This is a genomic window from Streptomyces sp. NPDC090741, from assembly GCF_044769045.1.
Taxonomy (GTDB): Bacteria; Actinomycetota; Actinomycetes; order Streptomycetales; family Streptomycetaceae; genus Streptomyces.
Map to the genome: position 1 here is coordinate 969,116 of NZ_JBIVXF010000001.1, position 20,431 is coordinate 989,546.

11 protein-coding genes and 1 pseudogene are annotated in these 20,431 nt (G+C 72.9%); 3 read left to right on the forward strand and 9 right to left on the reverse strand.

What is annotated here, in order from left to right; translation table 11 throughout:
- Positions 1–91 precede the first annotated feature (91 nt).
- Positions 92–388 (forward strand): annotated as a pseudogene (locus tag ACIQU4_RS04515) (chorismate mutase); the annotation flags it as partial.
- Positions 389–765: 377 nt separating this feature from the next.
- On the opposite strand, the gene ACIQU4_RS04520 reads toward ACIQU4_RS04515, so the two are convergent.
- The 7 genes from ACIQU4_RS04520 to ACIQU4_RS04550 form a co-directional block, all read right to left on the reverse strand.
- Complete coding sequence (locus ACIQU4_RS04520) at positions 766–2,430, reverse strand: peptidase (RefSeq protein ID WP_403725631.1); 1,665 nt, start codon at positions 2,428–2,430, stop codon at positions 766–768.
- Positions 2,431–2,630: 200 nt separating this feature from the next.
- A complete protein-coding gene (locus ACIQU4_RS04525) occupies positions 2,631–4,466 on the reverse strand; it encodes a GMC oxidoreductase (protein ID WP_403725634.1) in 1,836 nt (611 codons plus the stop codon).
- A 26-nt stretch (positions 4,467–4,492) separates the two neighbouring features.
- Complete coding sequence (locus tag ACIQU4_RS04530; RefSeq protein WP_403725637.1) at positions 4,493–6,121, reverse strand: succinic semialdehyde dehydrogenase; 1,629 nt, start codon at positions 6,119–6,121, stop codon at positions 4,493–4,495.
- Positions 6,122–6,229: 108 nt separating this feature from the next.
- Complete coding sequence (locus ACIQU4_RS04535; protein ID WP_403725639.1) at positions 6,230–7,867, reverse strand: serine/threonine-protein kinase; 1,638 nt, start codon at positions 7,865–7,867, stop codon at positions 6,230–6,232.
- Between the two features lie 124 nt (positions 7,868–7,991).
- Positions 7,992–10,682, reverse strand: a complete 2,691-nt coding sequence (locus ACIQU4_RS04540) for a serine/threonine protein kinase (protein ID WP_403725641.1) — start codon at positions 10,680–10,682, stop codon at positions 7,992–7,994.
- Positions 10,683–10,833: 151 nt separating this feature from the next.
- Positions 10,834–13,296, reverse strand: coding sequence for a serine/threonine-protein kinase (locus ACIQU4_RS04545; RefSeq protein WP_403725643.1), 2,463 nt, complete (start codon positions 13,294–13,296; stop codon positions 10,834–10,836).
- A 161-nt stretch (positions 13,297–13,457) separates the two neighbouring features.
- Complete coding sequence (locus tag ACIQU4_RS04550; protein ID WP_403725644.1) at positions 13,458–15,164, reverse strand: glycerol-3-phosphate dehydrogenase/oxidase; 1,707 nt, start codon at positions 15,162–15,164, stop codon at positions 13,458–13,460.
- A gap of 258 nt (positions 15,165–15,422) precedes the next feature.
- On the opposite strand from ACIQU4_RS04550, the gene ACIQU4_RS04555 reads away from it, so the two are divergent.
- Positions 15,423–16,706 (forward strand): nucleotide sugar dehydrogenase, encoded by a 1,284-nt coding sequence (locus tag ACIQU4_RS04555; RefSeq protein ID WP_403725646.1) that lies wholly within the window; start codon positions 15,423–15,425, stop codon positions 16,704–16,706.
- A gap of 161 nt (positions 16,707–16,867) precedes the next feature.
- Complete coding sequence (locus ACIQU4_RS04560; RefSeq protein ID WP_403725648.1) at positions 16,868–17,371, forward strand: hypothetical protein; 504 nt, start codon at positions 16,868–16,870, stop codon at positions 17,369–17,371.
- Between the two features lie 268 nt (positions 17,372–17,639).
- Here ACIQU4_RS04560 and ACIQU4_RS04565 read toward each other — a convergent pair whose 3' ends face one another.
- Together ACIQU4_RS04565 and guaB are read right to left on the reverse strand one after the other, a co-directional pair.
- Positions 17,640–18,764 carry a GuaB3 family IMP dehydrogenase-related protein gene (locus tag ACIQU4_RS04565; protein WP_403725650.1) on the reverse strand — a complete coding sequence of 375 codons (1,125 nt, stop codon included), beginning with the start codon at positions 18,762–18,764 and terminating at the stop codon, positions 17,640–17,642.
- A gap of 136 nt (positions 18,765–18,900) precedes the next feature.
- Entirely contained in the window at positions 18,901–20,400 is a 1,500-nt protein-coding gene (guaB, locus tag ACIQU4_RS04570) for an IMP dehydrogenase (RefSeq protein WP_403725652.1), read from the reverse strand.
- Between the last annotated feature and the right edge of the window lie 31 nt (positions 20,401–20,431).

Here is a 20,431-nt window from a genome sequence, read left to right on the forward strand (position 1 = left end):
GGTCCGGTCGCCATGGGTCCACGTGATGCTCGCTTGAGCCGCTGACTTCCCAGAGCGCCCCGGTCCGACAGGACCGGGGCGCTCTGGCGTTTCCGCTCCTGCCGGCACGACCCACAGGAGTAAGAACATGACCGTGACCACGACCCCCGCGCAGCTGATCGCCGAGTCCCGCGAGCGGATCGACGCCATCGACGACCGGATCATCGGGCTGATCCAGGAGCGGATGGCCGTCTCGACCGTCATCCAGGACGCCCGGATCGCCTCGGGCGGCCGCCGGGTGCACCTCTCGCGCGAGATGGAGGTGCTCGCGCACTGGAGCGACGCCCTCGGCAAGCCGGGGACCACCCTCGCGATGACGCTGCTGGAGCTGTGCCGCGGCCGGGTCTGAGGCCCGTTCCGGAGCTTTACGCCCGTTCCGGGTCTCACGCCTGTTCGTCACTCGTCCGGACCGTGACCGGCCCCGGCGCCCTTCGTTGGTGTGGATGGCCGCGCCAGCCAGGCGCGGGACCGCAGCACCACGCGTGGCTCTTCGGGAGCGATGAGACGTACGGCCCCCCGGGACGTGCGTCGTGGGACCTCGCTCCTTCGCCTGACCGGACGGCAGGGGACAGCAGCCCGGTCACCCCAAAAAAGGACGGCCGGCCAGGGGGACGCCCCCGGCCGGCCGTTCTCTGCGTCTACGCGCCTACGCGCCTACGCGCCTACGCGCCTACGCGCCTACGCGCCTACGCGCCTACGCGCCTACGCGCCTACGCGCCTACGCGCCTACGCGTGCCCGCCCGAGCGACGGCGGACCCCCACGTACAGCGCACCGCCGACGGCCACCGCACCCAGCGCGCCCAGCGCGATCGGGCCGACGGAGCTGCCGGTCGAGGCCAGGTTGCCGCCCGTGCCGCCCGTGCCGCCGGTGGCGGACGCGGACGCGCTCGGCGAGACCGACGCCGAGGGCGAGGCGGAGGCCGACGGGGACGGCGACGCGGAGGCCGAGCCGGACGGGCTCGGGCTCGTACCGCTCTTGACCTCGACCACGAACACGGCCTTGGAGTTGCCCCCGACCGGGTCGAAGGCGAGCGCCTTGGTGCCGCCCGCGACCGGCTCGCCGACGGTGACCGAGCCCTTGGCATCCGCCACGGCCTTCTCGATCTTCATCGAGAACCGGCCGGTGTACGCACCCGGGACGTCCGCGAACACCCCGCCGTCGCAGAAGTAGCGCGGCGCGCCCAGTTGCTCCGTGCGGTCGCTGCCGTCCGCGCTGACCGCGCGGCAGTTCCGGGGCACGTCCGTGACCTGGACTCCGGCCGGCATCACGATGTCGGTACGGGCCACGCTCTCGCCCGAGCGCAGGTGGCTGATCACGGCCGGGCCCTTGTTGCGGAAGCCGAGCTCGGCCACGACCGTGTCGCCCACCTTGCCGGAGGGCGAGGCGGTGACCGCCTCGAAGTCGGCCCGGGCGCCCTTGGCGGTGAACTCGAACGCGCGCTCGTTGTCGCGCGGGTTCAGGTCGGTGTCCCGGGCCCGCTGGGCGTCCCGCTCGTCCAGGTCGGACTCCGTGACCGGCACCGCGGCCGACGCCTTGACCAGCTTCAGCTTCTTGCCGGTCGCCGGCTTGCCTTCGGGCGCGTCCTTTACCGGCGCCGGGTCGGGGACGACCCCGTACCTCAGCCGGTCCTGGTAGGCGCGCTCGGTGGTCTTGAGGTGCAGCGGGGAGTCGGGGGCGAGCCGGTAGGACTCGCCGGGCAGGAACTCGCCCTCGACGAGGCACACCGTGGTGGCGCCCATGCCGCCGTGGTCCTGCCGCCGGCAGTTGTCGTACGTCTCGGCAGGCTCCAGGCCGGCCGAGGTGTCCAGCTCCAGCGCCACCGACCTGGCGGGCAGCGTGCCCCGGTTCGCGAAGGCCAGCGGCAGGTCCTGCTGCTCGCCGGCCGTCACCTCACCCTTGGGCTTCAGCTCGCCCAGGTGCAGGTCGGGTCCGCCGACGGTCAGCTTGGTGGTGACCGGCGTGACGCCGGCCCCCGCCACCCGGCCGGTGACCGCGATCTCGCCGCTCGCGCCGTTCTTGGCGTCCTTGGCGGCGGAGACCAGCAGGTCGAAGCTGTTGCCGGTCCCACCGGTCCCATCGCTCCCGACCGACAGGCCCTGCTGCTTACAGACGATCGCGGTGGCGCTCGTCGTGCAGTTGGGCCTGGGCTTGGCCGGGTCGAGCCGGACCGACGCCACTCCGGCGACCTTGGTCAGGTCGACGGTGACGGTGAACTCGCCCGGGAAGCTGTCCCCGGGGCCCACGTGGGCCAGCTCGTAGCGCAGGCTGCGCTCCTTCGAGGCGCCCGTGTCCGGGTAGGGCTGGAGCACCAGTGCGGAGGGGCCGCCGAGCGGGAAGACCGGTTCCGCGGCGAGCGCGGGGGCGGCCGCGCCGAGGCTCAGCGCCGCCAAGCCAGTAGCGGCCAAAAGGGAGATGCGCTTGTCCATGAAGATCGAGACCGCCGAGTACGGGTCTCGGTTGCCCCCTTCAGAGGGTGACGGGCATCACATGCAACCATCCGGACTGATCACCTGTCACTTATGTACGCGGCGGCGGGGTCTGCCCTCGGAGGGGGAGCGCAGAACCCGCCGCCGCGACACGTGTCACGGGCTCAGGCCTTCTTCGGAACCTCCGGTACCGGCAGCAGCAGCGGCAGCCGCAGCGCCCCGAAGGCCTCCTTCGGAACCGCCGGACGAGCCGGTTCCACCGCCGCCAGGCGGGTGTAGGCCGCGCCCTGCTCCGGCCGCGGGTCCTGCTCGCCCTTGTTCGGCCAGTACGACATCGCCCGCTCCGCCTGCGCCGTGATCGTCAGCGACGGATTGACGCCGAGGTTCGCGGAGACCGCCGAGCCGTCGACCACCGAGATCCCCGGGTGCCCGTACAGCCGGTGGTACGGGTCCACCACGCCCTCCTCGGCACGGGCGCCGATCGGGCAGCCGCCGAGGAAGTGCGCGGTCAGCGGGGTGCCCATCAGCTCGCCGATGTTGCTGCCGGGGAAGCCGTTGATCTCCTCGGCCAGCAGGGTGGCCGCCTCGGTGGCCTCCTTGATCTGCACCGGGTTCGGGGCGCCGTGCCCCTGGCGGGCGGTGAGCAGCCCCTTCCCGAGGCCGCCGGGCTTGCGGTACGTCGTCAGCGAGTTGTCCAGCGACTGCATGACGAGCCCGATGATCGTCCGCTCCGACCAGCGCCGGTTGGAGAGCGAGCGCGCCAGCTGCACCGGGTGCTTCGCGGTCCGGGCGAACCAGGCCCGTACCCGGTGCCTGCTGTACGGCACCTGGAGGACGGTCATGAACCCCATGGCGTTGGAGCCCTTGCCGTAGCGGACGGGCTCGATGTGGGTGTCGGCGTCGGGGTGCACGGACGAGGTGATCGCGACGCCCCGGGTGAAGTCGGCCCGCTGCTCCTCGCCGGGGCCCGGGCCGTGGCGCCTGCGGTAGCGGCGGTCGTCGGTCTGCGCGCCGACCAGGCCCTCGGAGTTGGTCCGGGTCAGCTCGCCGAGCCGGTCCGAGATCCGCGGGAGCAGCCCGTTGTCCTTCATGGTGTGCAGCAGGGTCTGGGTGCCGTACGTGCCCGCCGCGACGACCACGTACCGGGCGCGCAGCTCCTTGGCGGTGCCCCGGCGGCGGGCGTCCGTGGGGACGGTGCGGATGCGGTGGCCGCCGTCGGGGTGCTCGGCGAGCGCGGTCACGGTGGTCATCGGGTGGATGACGGCTCCGGCGCGCTCGGCGAGGTGGAGGTAGTTCTCGTTCAGGGTGTTCTTCGCGCCGTGGCGGCAGCCGGTCATGCATTCGCCGCATTCGGTGCAGGCCTTGCGGGCGGGGCCGGCGCCGCCGAAGTACGGGTCGGGGACCTCCTCGCCGGGGCGGGCGGTGCGGCTGCCGCCCGAGCCGTCCGCGTCCGCGCCGTCGCCGAAGTAGACGCCGACCGGGGCCATGTGGAAGGAGTCCCCGACGCCCATCTTCTCGGCGGCGGCCTTCAGGTGGACGTCGGAGGGGGTCATCGTCGGGTTGAGGCGTACGCCGAGCATCCGCTTGGCCTGGTCGTAGTACGGGGCGAGTTCCTCGCGCCAGTCCGTGATGGACGCCCACTGCCGGTCCTCGAAGAAGGCGGTGGGCGGCACGTACAGGGTGTTGGCGTAGTTGAGCGAGCCGCCGCCCACCCCGGCGCCCGCGAGCACCATCACGTTGCCGAGCAGGTGGATCCGCTGGATCCCGTACAGCCCGAGGGCCGGGGCCCACAGGTAGTTCCGCAGGTCCCAGCTGTTGCGGGGCAGGCTCTCGCGGGTGAACCGGCGCCCCGCCTCCAGGACGCCGACCCGGTACCCCTTCTCGGTCAGCCGCAGCGCCGAGACCGCTCCTCCGAAGCCCGATCCGATGACGATGACGTCATAGTCGTACCCGTTCTCGTTCTCGTTCTCGTTCTCGTTCTCGTCGGTGTTGTCCGACACTGCGGTGCCTCCCCGAGCGATGGTGCCTAACGGAATCGGAGCGTCTTCATGACCTTGAGGCTGCGCGTCATGAACGCCGCGTACTTCTCGTCGTCCATCCCCAGCGAGGGCGCCATCGGCAGCAGCCGCTGGTGGGCGACGGTCTGGGCCTCGGTGTACTTGAGGATGCCCTCGGAGCCGTGCCGGCGGCCGAGGCCGGAGTCCTTCATGCCGCCCATGGGCGCCTGGGCGCTGCCGTAGGCCGGGGCGTAGCCCTCGTTGATGTTGACGGTGCCGGTGCGCAGGCGGGCGGCGACGGCATGGCCGCGGCGGGCGTCCTTGGTCCAGACGCTGGAGTTGAGCCCGTACGCGGTGGAGTTGGCCTGCGCGATCGCCTCGTCCTCGTCGGTGAACCGGTAGACGGAGACGACCGGGCCGAAGGTCTCCTCGCCGCAGACCGCCATCGGCGCCTCGACCCCGTCGAGGATGGTGGGCTCGTAGAAGAGCGGGCCGATGTCGGGGCGGGCGGCGCCGCCCGCGACCAGGGTGGCGCCCTTGGCGACGGCCTCGTCGACGTGCCGCTGCACGGTCTCCAGCTGGCGCTCGCCGACCAGCGAGCCCATGTCCGCGCCGTACGCGAGGGAGGCGCCGAGCCGCATGGCCTTCGTACGGGCGGCGAAGCGCTCGACGAACGTGTCGGCGATGGAGGCGTGGACGTACAACCGCTCGATGGAGATGCACAGCTGGCCGGCGGAGGAGAAGCAGGCGCGGACGGCGCCCGCGGCGGCCTTCTCGATGTCGGCGTCGGCGAGGACGAGCATGGCGTTCTTGCCGCCGAGTTCGAGGGTGACCCCGACCAGGCGGGCGGCCGCGCCCCGGGCGACCTCGCGGCCGGTGCGGGTGGAGCCGGTGAAGGAGACGTAATCGGCGTGCCGCACCACCTCGGGGCCGACGACGGGTCCGTCGCCGAGGACGATCTGGAAGACCTCGGCGGGCAGTCCGGCCTCGATCAGCAGGTCACGGGCCCACAGGGCGGTGAGCGCGGTCTCGGTGTCGGGCTTCATGACGACGGCGTTGCCGGAGACGAAGGCGGGCAGCGCGTCGCCGACGGAGAGTTCGAGGGGGTAGTTCCACGGGGCTATCTGGCCGACGACCCCACGCGGCTGGCGCAGCTCGGTGACCTTGGTGAGGGTGGGGATGGCGCCCGTGTGGCCCTTGGGGCGCAGGTACGAGGGAGCCTTGCGGCCGTAGTGGCGGGCGGCGACGGCGACGGCCTGGACCTCCTCGTGGGCGTGCAGGCGGGCCTTGCCGGTCTCCAGCTGGATGAGGTCGAGCACCTCGGCCTGGCGGGCCAGGACCAGGTCGTGGAAGCGGAGCAGTACGGCGGCCCGCTTGCGTACGGGGACGGCGGCCCAGGCGCCCTGGGCGGCGCGGGCCCGGTCGAAGGCCTCGGCGACGTCCTCGGGGGTGGCCTCGGGGAGGTCCGCCAGCTTGGCCCCGGTGAAGGGGGTGTGGTTGGCGGTCCGGCCGGAGCCGATCACTCCGCGCGTGAGCCGGGTGACCAGGTCGGGGGTCACCACGTCGGCGGCGGTACGGGCACCGGCCGGGGCGGGAGCGACCGGGTTGGTGGGCTGCGGTGCGCTGCGGAGGGGGGCCGGGGCCTGCGAGTCCGTCATGGCGGTGAGCGTATTCCGCCCGGGGGCCTTTGGGTACCCGTCGGTAACCGGATTTTGCCATTTCCGCCAGCGATCGCTGGCAGGATGACGGAATAGGCCCGGAAAAGCTCAGGGCTTCCCGGCTGGCGGTTCCCAGCCGCTGAGCACGACGTCGAACTGCTGACGGGTCGTGCTCCAGTCGGCGACGGGGCTCGACATGTAGATCGCGTACTCGGTGCCGTCCGGGGCGACGTACATCTGCTCGATGGCCCGGCGCGGTCCTGCGTGCGTGCCCTTCTCGGTCCAGCTGAAGTCCCAGAGCGCGGCCCGGGTGCTGTCCCGGAAGGTGTTCTGGTTCAGCCGCTGCTTCTTGTAGTCCGTCCGCTTCGCGACCTGCTTCTCCAGGTCGGTCAGGTGCTCGTACGGGTTCTCGTAGTCCGGGGTCGGGTCGGCGGCGATCCGGATGAAGTGCTTCCCGTTGTCCGGGGTGTAGTCGATCTGGTCGCCGTCCATCTGGCGCTTCCAGCCCGCCGGGACGAAGAGGGTGAAGCCGGTGGGGTCGGTGACCTGGGTGTAGCCCGCGGGCGGGGCGTCCTCTTCGGCGCTGTCCTGCTGGTCGGGGGCGCTCGCGTTCTTGTCGGAGCCGCCGTCCTTCCCCGCCTCCGCGTCCCCGGTGAACTTCAGGACGCCGAAGACGGCGCCGCCGCCGACCAGCGCCGCCACGAGGGCGACGGCGGCGGCCCGCTTGATCCGCCCGCCGCCTGTGGCCGCCGGTGCGGGCGCGGGGCCGGGCTGTTCGGGCAGGGCCGCGGTGCGCGCCGGGTCGGGGGCCGGGGCGGGAGCGGGCTCCGCTTCCGGCTGCGGTTCCTCGGCGGCGTCGGCGAGTTCCTCCGGAGTCACCGCGCGCGTGGGTACGTACGCCTGCGCCGCCTTCGGCGGCCGGCCCTCCATCGCCTCGATCAGCATCCGCTCGGTCTCCTGCGCCGAGGGCCGCTCGTCGGGGTCCTTGCGCAGCAGGGCCGTGATGACCGGGCCCAGCGCCCCCGACTGCCGCAGCGCCGGCGGCTCGTCGTTGACCACGGCCTGGAGGCTGGAGATGGGCGAGGTGCGGCGGAACGGCGAGCGCGCCTCGACCGCCGTGTAGAGGGTCGCGCCCAGCGACCACAGGTCGGAGGCGGTGCCGGGGGTGCCGCCGGTGACCCGCTCCGGAGCCAGGTAGTCGATGGAGCCGACGATCTCGCCGGTCCGCGTGATGGAGGAGTCGCCCTCGATCGCGGCGATGCCGAAGTCCGTGAGCAGGACCCGGCCGTCCTTGGCGAGCAGCACGTTGCCGGGCTTGACGTCCCGGTGCAGGACGCCGACCGCGTGCGCGGCGCGCAGCGCGCCCAGTACGTGCAGGCCGATCCGGGCCGCCTCGGCGGGCTCGATCCGGCCGGCCGCCTTGGCCGCGTCCGCGAGGGAGGGGCCGTCGATGTACTCCATGACGATCCACGGCCGGTCGTCGTGCTCCAGTACGTCGTGGACGACCACGACCGCCGGGTGCTGGATCCGGGCCGCGGCCCGGGCCTCCTTCTGGGTCCGGGCGTGCAGCACCTCCCGGTCGGCCTGGGCCACGTACAGACCCGCCGTCAGTTCCTTGACGGCGACGGTCCTGTGCAGCAGCTCGTCATGCGCGCGCCACACCTTGCCCATGCCGCCGCTGCCGATGGGCTCCACGAGCCGGTACCGGCCAGCGAGCACCGCGCCCGCACCTGTCTGCTGTTCCACGAAACCCCGCCACTCTGTGCACTTCGGGCCAGATTACGGAGCGCCCGGGGCTCCCGGAACCGTGAAGGCGCGGTTCCGGCAGCACTGTGACGCAATCGCCGTACTGAGTCACCGTCAGTCGGCCTCAGCCGCCTGATTTGTAACTCCCCGTGGCCTTTTCGAAGACCTCGGTGACCTTGCCTTCGCCGTCCTGCGGACCGGTCACCATGACGACGTGGTAGCTGCCGCCGAGCGCCACGACGAAATTCCGGGCAACGACGCTGCGGCCGTTGCCGTCGATCCACGTGTACCGGCCGGTGACGCGGAGCTGGCTGCCGACCTTGGTGGTCTTCACGTCGCCGCCGCTGGCCCAGGTCGAGGACCGGTACGGGGCCAGCTCCGGCTCCTTGTCCTTCTGGTACGTCGCCGGGTCGGGATTGCCGTCGACCTTGTCCCGGCCGGGGACGACGGTCAGGACGTACTCCCCGTCGGTGTACCGGACCTGCCCGGCCTCGTTCATCCCGCGCCGCTCCCAGCCGCTGGGGACGGCGATCTCGAAGTGCTCGGGGTCCTGTTGGGTGGTGTAGCCGGGAGGAGCGGGGGCGGAGGCGGGCTGGCTGAGCGTCGACTTCGGCGACGCCGAAGCCGAAGCCGGGGCGGACGGGGACCGGGACCGGGACTGGGACTGCGCGGGGGGCTTGGCGACGGCGGCGGGCTGCTGCTGCTCGTTTCTCGGCAGGAAGAGGATGGCGTAGGCCACGGCCCCGGCGAGCAGGACCAGGACGCCGAGGAGGAGGGTCCGCCCGAGGGAGCGGGGCTTGCGGGAGGCGGCGGGATTGCGGTGGCGGCCGTGCAGCTCGCCCCGCCGGCGTACGACGGGCAGCCGCGCGGGATCCGGCTCCGGCATCGGGAGCGCGGCGAGGGCGCCGTCCGGCTCGGGGGCGGACCGTACGAGCGAGCGCAGCCAGCCGCGGAGCTCCTCGAAGTCGGGGCGCTCGGTGGGGTCCTGGCGCAACAGCGACTCCACGATGGGGCGCAGCGGGCCGCACTCCTCGGCGAAGGCCGGGGACTCGGCGCAGACCATGTCGACGAGCTCGGTGACGCTGTCCTCGGGGTACGGGGCGTGCCCCTGGACCGCGCGGTACAGCAGCGCGCCGAGCCCCCAGAGGTCGGTGGCGGGCCCGACGGGCGCGGCCAGCTGCCAGGGCCCGGTGACGGACCCGGCCTGCTCGGGAGCCCACCGCTCGGTGACGGCCCCGACCACGGCCATCCGGGTCAGCCGAGCCCGCTCGGCCCCCAGCCCCCGGAGCCCGCCCTCGCCCCAGCCCCCGGCTTCCCGGCGCTCGGCGCCCTGCGGTCCGGCGGCCTGGCCGGGGCGGGGGGACGCGGCCGCGTCCGAGGCGTCGGACCCGTTCGGCCGAAGCCGGCCGGGCTCGCCGGACGGCAGGTACGAGGCCATGCTCGGGCCCTCGGTGCCGTGCGGCGGGCGGGGCTGGCCGGGCTGGCCCGGGCGGAGGTAGGCGGTCGGGTCCGGGGCTTCGGCCTGGCGATAGCCCTCGGGCAGGGCCAGTTGCGCGGGCAGCGCGGGACGGACCGGCGCCGGGTCGGGCCGCGAGTCGGGCTCCTGCTCCGGCCCCGGCTCCGACGGCTCCGGCCCCGACAGCTCCGGCCCCGGCTGCGACAGCTCCGGCTCCGACGGCTCCGGCTGCGACGGCTCGGCGGGCAGAAGTGCGGCCTGCCGGCGCGGCGTGGCCCCGTGCCACGGCGCACTCGTACCGGTCTCCGGCCCCCCGTACGGGTACGAGTACCCCTGCGGGAGGGTCGACCCCTGCGGCCTCGGCTCCGGCGCGGACTCGGACCCGCCCTTGCGCTGCTCGGTGACCCGCGCGGCGGCGGCCTGCGCCCCCGCCCGGTACGCGGCGATGGCCCCGGCCCGGGCGGCGGCCTTGAGGTCGGACCGCTCCCCCGTCGCCCCGGGGGTGATGTGGTCGGAGTACCGCGGGCCGGTGTCGTAGCCGGGCGCCACGAGCGGCGCATAACCGGCCGCGCCCGGACCACCGTCCGGCCCGTCGCCCGCCGAATCACCCTGAGCACCCCGTACGTCCAACCCCGCACCGGGCGGCACACCCCTGCCCGGGTCCCGGCCTAAGGCGGCCATGCCGTTCGGCCCCGTGCCCCAATCCGCAGTCCCGACAGGAGGAGGAGACGGAGGAGGCGGCCGGTCGTCCCAGAACTCGGACTCGGTACGGGGCGCGGGCGCGGACTCCCGGGGGACCGGGTCGTAGCCGCACAGGGCGTCCTCCGCGGCGCCCACCGCCAGGCCCGTCAGGACGACCCGGCCGTCATCGCATATCAACACGGTCCGGACCGTGATGTTCCGGTGCGTCCAGCCGTGCGCGTGCAGCACCCGCAGCGCCGTCAGCACGTCCGCCGCGACCTCGGCCGCCCGGTACGGGCTCAGCGGTTCATCGGCGATCAGCGCGGCCAGCGGGCGCGCCGGCACCAACTCGCTCACTATCCACAGCGACCCGCCCTCGGCGAACACGTCGAAGACCTGGTCCAGCCGCGGATGGTCCGGCACGGACGCGGCCGCCTGCGCCGCGGCGATCGCCCGGCGCACGGCCGGGAGCTCTCCCCCGGCCGCCGCCGGAGGCCTCGGCGTCTCCCCGTCGAGCAGCTCGGCATCCACGATCTCCGGCAACGGCACCTGCCGTACCAGGACTTCCTGCCCGCTGCGCGTGTCGAAGGCGCGGGTCTCGACCAGTTCGTACTCGTCCGACGGCGGCAGCGGCAGACGGTAGCGGTCGGCCAGGATCCGGCCCGCGTAGTCCTCCACTTCGCCTCCCCCGAGTGCCGGGGCGCACGTCCCCCATGGCCCCGCTGCCACGATACGTCGCGCAGGCCGCCCGCGTCCCGAGCCTGCAAAGGCTCGTCACCGGTGACCCGTCACTCGTCAACGCCCGGCTCGGCGGCCCCGGCGGAGCAATTCAGCCCAGGGGCTGGAACGTCTGGAACGCCGTGTTGCGCATCGTCGTGCATTCCGGGGCGTCCCACTGGTCCGCCGGGCAGCTGATCATGATGGCGTAGCCGTGCTTCGCGTCCACCTTGAAGCCGCGGTTGAGCACGCGGACCTTGATGCCCTTCTGCTCCCGCTCGAACTCCCAGTCCGCGACGGTCGGGTAGCCGTTGTACTCCGTCGGGTCGATCCGGATCGTGCGGTAGTTCGTGCTGCTGCTCGCCGTTCCGGCGACCGCCTCGGCCCATGCGGCGCGGGCGTCGTTGCCGGGGCTGGCGGTGTAGTCGACCTGAATGCGCGGGAAGCCGCCGTCACGGTTGTATATCGCGCCGGAGTTCTCGCCGGCTATGCCCATCACCTTGAAGCCCGACGGCATCGCCATCGAGAAGTGGAACCCCGGGTCCGTCACCTTCGCGTAGCCCTCGGGGAGCCCGGCTCCGGGACCGCCCGAGGTCGAACCCTGCCCCTGGCTCTGCCCTTGGCCCTGGCTCTGCCCCTGGCTGGTGCCCTGGCTCTGCTGCCCGCCCGGGGACTGCCCCTGGCTCGGCTGGCTGCCGGCACCGCCGTTGGCCGTGCCGCCCTTGCCCGAGGTGGCGCCGGCCTCGCCGGTCTTCGCGGACGAGCTGGGATTCGGGCTGCCGGAGACCGTCGTACCCGGGCCGCCCTTGCCCTCTTCCTTCTTCTTGTCGGCCGCGTCGTCACCGCTGACCGCGTACGCGATGAGCGAACCGATCGCGGCGAGCACGACGACCACACCCGCTATCGCGAGGGCGATGGTACGGCGGGACATGACGTCGGTGAGCGGAGCCGCGACCGGTGAGGGCCTGCCCGACGCCGGTGCGGAGGCCGGGGATTCGGCCGCCGAGGCGGCCGAGGCCGCCGTGGTCGCCGCCGCGGCGGCCGCGGCCTTGCGGGTCGCCTTCAGCGCCGCGCGGGCCCGATCGCGCTGCTCGCGCTCAAGCCGATCGCGCTCCTTCTTCTCCGCCTTCTCGGCCGCCCTTTCGGCCGCCTTTTCGGCTGTGGCCTTGGCCGCGGCCTCCTGGGCGTCGGCCAGCGAGATCTGCCGGGTCTCCTCGACGGCCGGGGCGAGGACGGGAGCCGGCACCGGCTCCGGCGCGTTGACGACGGCGGTGAGCATCGCCCGCGCGCGCTCGTCGTCGAGGCGGCGGGCCGGGTCCTTGGCCAGCAGTCCGTAGATGACCTCGGTCAGCGGACCCGCGTTCTTGGGCGGCTCCACCGGCTCGGTCATCACGGCCGTGAGGGTGGCGAGTGCGGAGCCCTTGTCGTACGGGGGCACGCCCTCGACGGCGGCGTACAGCAGTCCGCCGAGGGACCACATGTCGGCGGGCGGGCCGGGCTTCTGGCCGCGGGCGCGCTCGGGGGAGATGTACGAGGGGGCGCCGACGAGCATGCCGGTGGAGGTGACGGAGGGGTCGCCCTCGACCTGTGCGATGCCGAAGTCGGTGAGGACGACGCGGCCGGTGCGGGCGATGAGCACGTTGGACGGCTTCACGTCGCGGTGCAGGATGCCCTGGCCGTGCGCGGCGCGCAGTACGTCGAGGACGGCGAGGCCGACCTCGGCGGCGCGGTGGGGAGTCAGCGGGCCCTGTTCACGGATGAACTCGGCCAGCGAGGGGCCCTCGATGAGCTCCATGACGATCCACGGGCGCTCGTCCTCGTCCACGACGTCGAAGACGGTGACGGCGCCGCCGCTGCGGATCCGGGCAATGGCCTTGGCTTCGCGCAGCGTACGGGTGATGAGGCGGCGCTTCTCGTCCTCGTCGACGCCGGTGCTGAAGCGGAGTTCCTTGACCGCGACCGTCCGGCCGAGGGTCTCGTCCTCGGCGCGCCAGACGGTGCCCATGCCGCCCTTGCCGAGCACTTCGCGCAGCCGGTAGCGGCGCGCGAGCAGCCGCCCCTCGGCTCCCGCGCCCTCGGCGGCCTTTGCGGCAGCGGCCTTGACGGCAGCGGCAACGGCATCGGCCTTCTCGACCACGGGGTTCGCCCCGGCAGACGCACCGGCGGACTTGCCCGGGTCCGGCTCCACCACGGCCGAGCCCGCGGACTTCGCGTCCTGCGACGCACCGCCACCGGCTCTGTCCGCATCCGCGTCTGCCGCCGACTCGGCGGCGGGCACGGCAGGCTCGCCCGGGTCGGCCTTGGCCGCAGCCGGCTCCTTGTCCTTCGGCTCCGCCGACACGGCAGACCCACCGGCGGACTTGCTCAGGTCGGCCCCGGCCGCGGGCGGGGCGGCGGGCTCGTTGTCCTCCGGTTTGGCCACGGGCGAGGCGGCAGGCTTCGCAGCCCCCGGCTTCACCGCCTGTCCGGCGTCACGCTCCGCCGCGGCCGAGGCGGCAGGCTTCGCCGCACGCGCAGCCTCCTGCTTCGCCGCAGGCGACTCGGCGGGCGACTCGGTGTGCTCCGGCTTCGACATGCGTCCCCTCTGCGATCGTGCCGCCTGCTGCCCCGGGGATCCCCGGTGGGCCGCTCCGGGAAAACCCGTGCGGTAACCCGCCCCGGCAGAACCCTCATTGTTCCTCACTCCGCAACGGACGGGCGCCCCGGGTCCGCGGTTCCCCCCTCCGCATCCCGGAGTTACAACGGAACGATGTCGGGCGCCCCCAGCCGCGCGGCATCCGCCGTCTGGTCGTCCGGCTGACGCTGCGATTCCCGTTCCGCCAGCACCCGCTTCTCGTAGTGTTCCACTTCCTTCTCGATCTGCTGCTTGTCCCACCCCAGGACCGGAGCCATCAGCTCCGCACACTCCCGCGCCGACCGCGTCCCCCGGTCGAAGGTCTCGATCGAGATCCGCGTCCGCCGCGTCAGCACGTCGTCCAGATGCCGCGCCCCCTCGTGCGAAGCCGCGTAGACCACCTCCGCCCGCAGGTAGTCGTCCGCCCCGCCCAGCGGCTGCCCCAGCCCCGGGTCCGCCGCGATCAGGTCCAGCAGTTCGTCCGTCATCGCGCCGTACCGGTTCAACAGGTGCTCCACCCGCACCACATGAAGGCCCGTCCGGGCCGCGATCCCGGCCCGCCCGTTCCACAGCGCCCGGTACCCCTCCGCCCCCACCAGCGGCACGTCCTCCGTCACGCACTCCGCGACCCGCTGGTCCAGCCCGTGCACCGCCTCGTCGACCGCGTCCTTCGCCATGACCCGGTACGTCGTGTACTTGCCGCCCGCAACCACCACCAGCCCCGGCACGGGATGCGCCACCGTGTGCTCGCGCGAGAGCTTGCTCGTCGCGTCCGACTCCCCGGCCAGCAGTGGCCGCAGGCCCGCGTACACCCCCTGGACGTCGTCCCGCGTCAGCGGCACGGCCAGCACCGAGTTCACGTGCTCCAGCAGGTAGTCGATGTCCGCGCTGGACGCCGCCGGATGCGCCTTGTCCAGGTCCCAGTCCGTGTCCGTCGTGCCCACGATCCAGCTCCGGCCCCACGGGATGACGAAGAGGACCGACTTCTCCGTACGCAGGATCAGCCCGGTCGAGGAGTGGATCCGGTCCTTCGGTACGACCAGGTGGATGCCCTTCGACGCCCGGACGTGGAACTGCCCCCGCTCCCCGATCAGCGCCTGCGTGTCGTCCGTCCACACCCCCGTCGCGTTCACGACCTGCCGCGCGCGGATCTCGTACTCGCCCCCGCCCTCCACGTCCTGCACACGCGCCCCGACGACCCGCTCGCCCTCCCTCAGGAAGCCGACCACCCTCGCCCGGTTGGCGCACTGCGCCCCGTACGCCGACGCCGTCCGCACCAGAGTGGCCACGTACCGCGCATCGTCCATCTGGGCGTCGTAGTACTGCAGGGCGCCCACCAGTGCGTCCTTGCGCAGCGCCGGGGCCACCCGCAGCGCGCGCTTGCGCGACAGGTGCCGGTGCACCGGCAGCCCCCGCCCGTGCCCGCTGGACACCGACATCGCGTCGTACAGCGCGACGCCCGATCCGGCGTAGAACCGCTCCCAGACCTTGTGCTGGAGCGGGTACAGGAACGGCACGGGCTTCACCAGGTGCGGAGCGAGCCGCTCCAGCAGCAGGCCGCGCTCCTTCAGGGCCTCCCGGACGAGGGCGAAGTCGAGCATCTCCAGATACCGCAGGCCGCCGTGGATCAGCTTGCTCGACCGGCTGGAGGTGCCGGACGCCCAGTCCCTGGCCTCCACCAGCCCCGTCGAGAGGCCTCTGGTCGCGGCGTCGAGCGCGGTGCCCGCGCCGACCACGCCCGCGCCCACCACCAGCACGTCCAGTTCCCGCTCGGCCATCCGGGCGAGCGCCTCTTCGCGCTGGACCGGCCCCAGTGTCGCTGTCCTCACTGCTGCCTCCCGTCGGTGCGGTCGCTCCCGCTCGGTGCGGGTGACCCCGCTCACATCCCCCCTCACGATTCTGACCCGCCGTACCGACATCAGCCACCGCCTGTGGACAACACAACGGCGACCATCACCCCGTAATACGACACATCGGTCATATATACGCCTAGTCTGACATCGCGCCAGCTCCACACTCCACCTGCACGGTCCACAGGGCTTGCGCACCCAGCCCCCTCATGCATGCCAGGGAAGGGACGGCACCCCATGCCCGCAGATCTCGCCGTCATCGGACTCGGCCACCTCGGCCTCCCGCTGGCGCAGGCGGCCGTCGCCGCCGGAATCGAGACGGTCGGCTACGACAGCGGTCCGACGGCGGCAATGGCCGCGGACCCGGCCACGGCCACGCCCGCGGTCACCTCCACCGCCACGGACTCCACCCTCACCGCCGCCGAGATCCGCCGCATGTCGGCCGCCGGCTTCCGGATCACCACCAACCCCGCCGAACTCGGCCGGGTCCGCACCGCCGTCATCTGCGCCCCCACCCAACTCGGCGCCGACCGCGCCCTCGACCTCTCCGCCGTCGGCGAGGCGGGCCGCACGCTCGCCGCCCGGCTGCGCCCGCACACCACCGTCATCCTCGAATCCGCCGCCCACCCGGGTGTCACCGAGGACTACTTGCGCCCCATCCTGGAGGAGGGCTCCGGACTGCGCGCCGGCCGGGACTTCCACCTCGCGTACTCCCCCAGCCGCCTCGACCCCGGCAACCGGACGCACGGCATCGCCAACACGCCCAAGGTGATCGGCGGCCTCACCCCCGCCTGCACCGAGTCCGCGCACGCCTTCTACGCCCGCCTCACCGAGAAGGTCGTCCGGGCGCGCGGCCTGCGCGAGGCCGAGACCGTACAGCTCCTGGAGACCAACTACCGGCACGTCAACATCGCCCTCATGAACGAGATGGCGGTGCTCTGCCACGACCTCGGCGTCGACCTCTGGGACGTCATCCGCTGCGCCGAGACCAAGCCGTACGGGTTCCAGGCCTTCCGGCCCGGCCCGGGGGTCGGCGGCCGCAGCGTCCCCCTCGACCCCAACTACCTCCCCCACACCACGCGCACCCCGGGCCACCCCCTCCGCATGGTCGGCCTGGCACAGGAGATCAACGGCCGGATGCCTCAGTACGTCATCCAACGCTCCGCCACCCTGCTGAACGAGCACGGGAAATCGGCCCGCGGGGCGCGCGTCCTGCTGCTCGGCGTCACGTACAAGCCCGACCTCGGCGACCAGGAGGGCTCACCGGCCCGCGAGATCGCCAGCCGGCTGCTCGACCTCGGGGCGCTGGTCAGCTACCACGATCCGTACGTCGCCGGATGGCGCGTCAGGGACCGGCCCGTCCCCCGTGCCGAATCGTTGTACGAGGCCGCCGCGAACGCCGATCTGACGATCCTGCTCCAGCACCACCGCACGTACGACCTCCAAGGCCTCGCGGTGAAGGCGCAGTTGCTGCTGGACACCCGCGGGGCCAGCCCGGCGGGGGCGGCGCACCGGCTCTGACCGGGCCGGATCGTGCCGGACCGGGCCCGGACCGGGCCCGGAAAACGCGTCAGCGGATGTCGGAGCCGCCTGCTAGCCTGCGGCGACTTATCTCATCCATACGTCCTCGGCCGACCTCCGCGGAAACCCGTATGCCCGAATCCCTGGGGGGGATTTCCACCATGAGCCAGCACATCCAGCCGCCCGCACCCGAGTCCGACGCCGCCGCCGGCTCCGCGATCCCGGCCGCCGCCGTCCCGTACCCCGCCGAGCCCGCCCGCACCGGCAACATCGGCCTGGGCATCGCCGCGGCCGTGGTCGCCGCCCTGGTCGCGGCCGGCGTGTACGGCGGGATCATGAACGCGATCGACCGCCAGGTCGGCTACGCGGCGGTCGGCGTCGGCCTGCTGATCGGCTTCGTCGCCGGAAAGCTCGGCGGCAAGAACCCGGTGCTCCCCGTGGTCGGCGCGGTCCTCTCCCTCGGCGCCGTCTACCTCGGCCAGGTCTTCGCCATCGCGCTGGCCCTGGCCGACTACGGCCACGTCGGCCTCGGCGAGGTCCTCGACAAGGCGGGCTTCGGCGGCCTGCACGACATCTGGCAGGAGGCCACGGACGCGATGGACTACGTCTTCCTCGCCATCGGCGGCTTCGTGGCGTTCGGCGCCGCGAAGAAGGCCAGCGACTGAGGCTGCGCCTGACGGGCGGCGCAGGACCGCCCGCCCGCCCGCCCCGGCGTCGCCGGCGCGCGACCCGGCCGCCGGGGACGACGGTATTCCGCAGGAGGGTGCGCGCTTCCTGTTCGCGTGCCTGATCATCTCGGCGGCGTTCCTGATCCCGTGGGACCTGCTCATGCGCCGCCGCATGGAGGGCAGGGCCGGAGCTGAACCGCCGAACGCCGAAGGGCCGGCTCCCGATCCGGGGAGCCGGCCCTTCGTGCGTACGCGCCGACTACGGTCAGCGGCGGTGCTGGGAGTCCGCGACCGTGACCTCCACGCGCTGGAACTCCTTGAGCTCGCTGTAGCCGGTGGTGGCCATCGAGCGGCGCAGGGCGCCGAAGAGGTTCATGGAGCCGTCCGGGGTGTGCGACGGGCCGGTGAGGATCTCCTCGGTGGTGCCGACCGTACCCAGGTCGACCTTCTTGCCGCGCGGGACGTCCTCGTGGACGGCCTCCATGCCCCAGTGGTGGCCCTTGCCGGGCGCGTCGGTGGCACGGGCCAGCGGGGAGCCCATCATCACGGCGTCGGCGCCGCAGGCGATGGCCTTGGGGAGGTCTCCGGACCAGCCCACGCCGCCGTCGGCGATGACGTGCACGTAGCGGCCGCCGGACTCGTCCATGTAGTCGCGGCGGGCCGCGGCCACGTCCGCGACGGCGGTGGCCATCGGCACCTGGATGCCGAGCACGTTGCGCGTGGTGTGCGCGGCGCCGCCGCCGAAGCCGACCAGGACACCCGCGGCGCCGGTGCGCATCAGGTGCAGGGCCGCGGTGTACGTGGCGCAGCCGCCGACGATGACCGGGACGTCGAGCTCGTAGATGAACTGCTTCAGGTTCAGCGGTTCGGCGGCGCCCGAGACGTGCTCCGCCGACACGGTGGTGCCGCGGATCACGAAGATGTCCACGCCCGCGTCCACGACGGCCTTGGAGAACTCGGCGGTGCGCTGCGGGGAGAGCGCGGCGGCGGTGACGACACCGGAGTCGCGGACCTCCTTGATGCGCTGCCGGATCAGGTCCGCCTGGATCGGGGCGGAGTAGATCTCCTGGAGACGGCGGGTGGCGGCGTCCTCGTCGAGTTCCGTGATCTCGTCGAGCAGCGGCTGCGGGTCCTCGTACCGGGTCCACAGGCCTTCGAGGTTCAGCACGCCGAGGCCGCCGAGCTCGCCGATGCGGATGGCGGTCTGCGGGGAGACGACCGAGTCCATGGGGGCGGCGAGGAACGGGAGCTCGAAGCGGTAGGCGTCGATCTGCCAGGCGATCGAGACCTCCTTCGGGTCCCGCGTACGCCGGCTCGGGACGATGGCGATGTCGTCGAACGCGTACGCCCTGCGGCCGCGCTTGCCGCGCCCGATCTCGATCTCAGTCACGTGTGGTGGCCTTTCCTCTGGGTCTGCCCGTCCAGTATCCCCGAACCCCGGCGCCCCGCGTTCCGGTGACCGCTGTACGGACGCACGGCGAAGGGGGCGGGTCCGGCCGGACCCGCCCCCTTCATGCGCTGTCGGTTCAGCCCTTGCGGCTGTAGTTCGGCGCCTCGACCGTCATCTGGATGTCGTGCGGGTGGCTCTCCTTGAGGCCCGCCGACGTGATGCGGACGAAGCGGCCGCGGTCCTGGAGCTCCGGCACCGTACGGCCGCCGACGTAGAACATCGACTGGCGCAGGCCGCCGACGAGCTGGTGCACGACCGCGGAGAGCGGGCCGCGGTACGGGACCTGGCCCTCGATGCCCTCGGGGATGAGCTTGTCGTCGCCGCCCACGCCCTCCTGGAAGTAGCGGTCCTTGGAGAAGGAGCGCTGGTCGCCGCGGGTCTGCATCGCGCCGAGCGAGCCCATGCCGCGGTACGACTTGAACTGCTTGCCGTTGATGAAGAGCAGCTCGCCCGGGGACTCCTCGCAGCCCGCGAGCAGCGAGCCGAGCATCACCGTGTCTGCGCCGGCGACGAGCGCCTTGGCGATGTCGCCGGAGTACTGCAGGCCGCCGTCGCCGATGACCGGGACGCCGGCCGCCTTCGCGGCGAGCGAGGCCTCGTAGATGGCGGTGACCTGCGGAACGCCGATGCCGGCGACGACGCGGGTGGTGCAGATGGAGCCGGGGCCGACGCCGACCTTGATGCCGTCGCAGCCGGCGTCGATCAGTGCCTGGGCGCCGTCACGGGTGGCGATGTTGCCGCCGATGACGTCGACGGAGGAGTTCGACTTGATCTTGGCGACCATGTCGCCGACGAGCCGGGAGTGGCCGTGGGCGGTGTCGACGACGATGAAGTCGGCGCCCGCCTCGATCAGCGCCTGGGCGCGGTCGTACGCGTCGCCGGCGACGCCGACCGCGGCGCCGACCAGGAGGCGGCCGCCCTTGTCCTTGGCGGCGTTCGGGTACTTCTCGGCCTTGACGAAGTCCTTGACCGTGATGAGGCCCTTGAGGATGCCCGCCTCGTCGACCAGCGGAAGCTTCTCGATCTTGTGGCGGCGCAGCAGCTCCATGGCGTCCACGCCGGAGATGCCGACCTTGCCCGTGACCAGCGGCATCGGGGTCATGACCTCGCGCACCTGGCGGCTGCGGTCCGACTCGAAGGCCATGTCGCGGTTGGTGACGATGCCGAGCAGCTTGCCCGCCGGGTCGGTCACCGGCACGCCGGAGATGCGGAACTTCGCGCACAGCTCGTCGGCCTCGCGCAGCGTCGCGTCGGGGTGCACCGTGATCGGGTCGGTGACCATGCCGGACTCGGAGCGCTTGACCAGGTCGACCTGGTTGGCCTGGTCGGCGATCGACAGGTTGCGGTGCAGAACGCCGACGCCGCCCTGGCGGGCCATCGCGATGGCCATGCGGGCCTCGGTGACCTTGTCCATGGCGGCGGACAGCAGCGGCACGTTCACGCGGACGTTGCGCGAGATCAGGGAAGAGGTGTCGATGGCATCAGGCGACATGTCCGACGCGCCCGGCAGCAGCAGCACGTCGTCGTAGGTCAGTCCGAGCGTGGCGAATTTGTCGGGCACTCCGTCGGCGGTCATGACACCTTCCCAAATGGTCTTGCTCAGCGCG